Origin of the sequence: Candidatus Accumulibacter vicinus (assembly GCF_000584955.1) — a bacterium.
GTDB lineage: Bacteria > Pseudomonadota > Gammaproteobacteria > Burkholderiales > Rhodocyclaceae > Accumulibacter > Accumulibacter vicinus.
In genome coordinates this window covers 15,650-17,434 of record NZ_JDSS02000039.1, presented here as the reverse complement: position 1 = coordinate 17,434, position 1,785 = coordinate 15,650, and the positions used below count along the sequence as shown (strand labels likewise).

General features: G+C 55.7%; 5 protein-coding genes. 2 read left to right on the top strand and 3 right to left on the bottom strand.

All coding sequences use genetic code 11. From position 1 onward, the window contains the following. From CAPSK01_RS23805 to CAPSK01_RS23800, 3 genes are all read right to left on the bottom strand, one after another. On the bottom strand, positions 1 to 283 hold a 283-nt coding region (locus CAPSK01_RS23805), incomplete at its 3' end, for a helix-turn-helix transcriptional regulator (RefSeq protein WP_273703981.1). A 16-nt stretch (positions 284 to 299) separates the two neighbouring features. Next, complete coding sequence (locus CAPSK01_RS17405) at positions 300 to 713, bottom strand: helix-turn-helix domain-containing protein (protein WP_273703980.1); 414 nt, start codon at positions 711 to 713, stop codon at positions 300 to 302. Between the two features lie 14 nt (positions 714 to 727). Further along, complete coding sequence (locus tag CAPSK01_RS23800) at positions 728 to 1,060, bottom strand: helix-turn-helix transcriptional regulator (protein ID WP_273703979.1); 333 nt, start codon at positions 1,058 to 1,060, stop codon at positions 728 to 730. A 333-nt stretch (positions 1,061 to 1,393) separates the two neighbouring features. Here CAPSK01_RS23800 and CAPSK01_RS17400 point away from each other — a divergent pair, with 333 nt between their 5' ends. Together CAPSK01_RS17400 and CAPSK01_RS23795 are read left to right on the top strand one after the other, a co-directional pair. Next, positions 1,394 to 1,594 carry a hypothetical protein gene (locus CAPSK01_RS17400; RefSeq protein ID WP_034929677.1) on the top strand — a complete coding sequence of 67 codons (201 nt, stop codon included), beginning with the start codon at positions 1,394 to 1,396 and terminating at the stop codon, positions 1,592 to 1,594. Then, positions 1,591 to 1,785: hypothetical protein (locus CAPSK01_RS23795; protein ID WP_273703978.1), on the top strand; the 195-nt coding region annotated here is incomplete at its 3' end. The genes CAPSK01_RS17400 and CAPSK01_RS23795, both read left to right, overlap by 4 nt.

The window sequence follows — 1,785 nt, the reverse complement described above, 5'->3', positions numbered from 1 at the left end:
GCTGGCCGCGCGGATCGGATTGCTCATAAAAATAAATGAGCCGTTGAACTTTCATAGGCAGCATCACGCTTTCATCCACACACATAAGATGCGCCGCAGAAACGCCTAGCGCCCCAGCGAGCTTGACCGCTTCCGGTTGTCGCATCAGTCGGATGCCTTGCTCGTAGTTGCTGATCCGGCTTGCGCTGACGCCCTGCACTTGTGCGGCCAGCTCGTTGAGCGTCCATCTTTTTGCTTCCCGCGCCTGTCTGAGCCGACGCCCGCTCTCGGCTTTGAAGTTCATAATTCCGTCAGCGCTCCTAATTCGCCCGCTGCTCCAACTGCTGATGCGCCCGCCTGGGGCTGGGGCTGAGGGAGGAAAACTCGGATTGCTGTAGAGCAATATTTGCTGCGCTGGCATCCGCCAACAATCGAAGAATCGCCGACATTGTTTCTTTGGAAACATGATCGCTGTAATCCAGCAGCGCTTGCTGCTGCTCTGATAGCAAACGTGGCCGCATTGGCTGCTCGCCGATGGCAAGCCATTCGATACGAACACGTAAGAATTTGGCAGTCTGGGCAAGATGGTCTGGGCGCATCGATTTGCTTTGCCCGCTCAACAGATAGCTTACTGCGGCGCGCGAAACCTTCAGATGGGCAGCCAAATTTGTCGGCTTCACCCCTTCCTGTTTCAACGCATATTCAAGACGTTCTGAAAAACTTAGCAAGTCCATAGGAACTTGATCCCTTAATTTTTTGCCATTTCTGACACTATCAGTTTTACCAAAGAACGTGCTGTCCCACGCAAGCGACGATAGTCCATCAGCAACTCTTGTTCATCACTCAACGGACGGCCAGTTCTTTCTACACCTGCCTCGCTATCTTCCACTTCTGCGAACAGCGTCGCTACTGTTGTCCCCAGGGCTTCAGCGATGGCTGCAAGCCCATTTGGGGTGGAGTTCTGTAATCCGCGTTCCACCCGCGAAAGCCCCGCAGCATCAGTTCCGGCGTTTGCAGCAAGCGTTTCAAGCGTCATTTTAAGATCGCGCCGCCGCTTCCTGATTACTTGCCCAATCTTCATGCCGCCGACCTCCTCATAAACCAACCATGACTTAAAGTAATTATGTCTACGCTTTGCGTTGTACGCAAAGCGTAGACAACAAAAAATACTTGACATTTTTTGTTTTTAACGCAAAAAATATCGCATGAGTAAACTACGGACGGCGCGCTTACAGCGCGGCAAGACGTTGATCGAAACTGCCACTGAAGTTGGAATCAACTTTAGCGGTCTGTCTCGCATCGAGCGAGGGGAGCAGACCCCTTCACCAAAGGTTGCCATTCGGTTATGCGCTGTTTATGGCGTATCGCTGGATGACATCTACCGCCCCACCAGCCCCGCCGAGGATCGCGCCGCATGAGTCGCGCCACGGAGATTCACTATGCGCGGGTTTTCCTCGCGCAGGTCCGGGTGTTTCGTCAGCGCCAAACCGGGCGGGATCGATTCCACTTTTGGCTACTCGCCGCTGCAAGCAATGCCCGGCGGCGGGCGGCGGCCTTGCCGCGCCAGCGCGAGTTATTCAGCCCCGCTCCGCTCACCGAGGATCGCGCCGCATGAAAACGACGCCTGCGTCCTCACTTCCTGAAGTCTGGGCGGCGGGGGACACCACCACCCGACTCAGCAAAGGCAAGGATCGCTCGCGCTCGGAATTTGCCGTTTCTGCCCCCGATGAATCCCTCATCGGCTACGCAGAAACAGCGCACGGGGTCATCGCCCTGGTGCGCTGCCACCAGCGCAAGTCCATTACG

Coding starts and splice junctions, on each gene's coding strand:
- CAPSK01_RS17405 (WP_273703980.1), bottom strand. CDS start 713: ATGGACTTGCTAAGTTTTTCAGAACGTCTTGAATATGCGTTGAAACAG.
- CAPSK01_RS23800 (WP_273703979.1), bottom strand. CDS start 1,060: ATGAAGATTGGGCAAGTAATCAGGAAGCGGCGGCGCGATCTTAAAATG.
- CAPSK01_RS17400 (WP_034929677.1), top strand. CDS start 1,394: ATGAGTCGCGCCACGGAGATTCACTATGCGCGGGTTTTCCTCGCGCAG.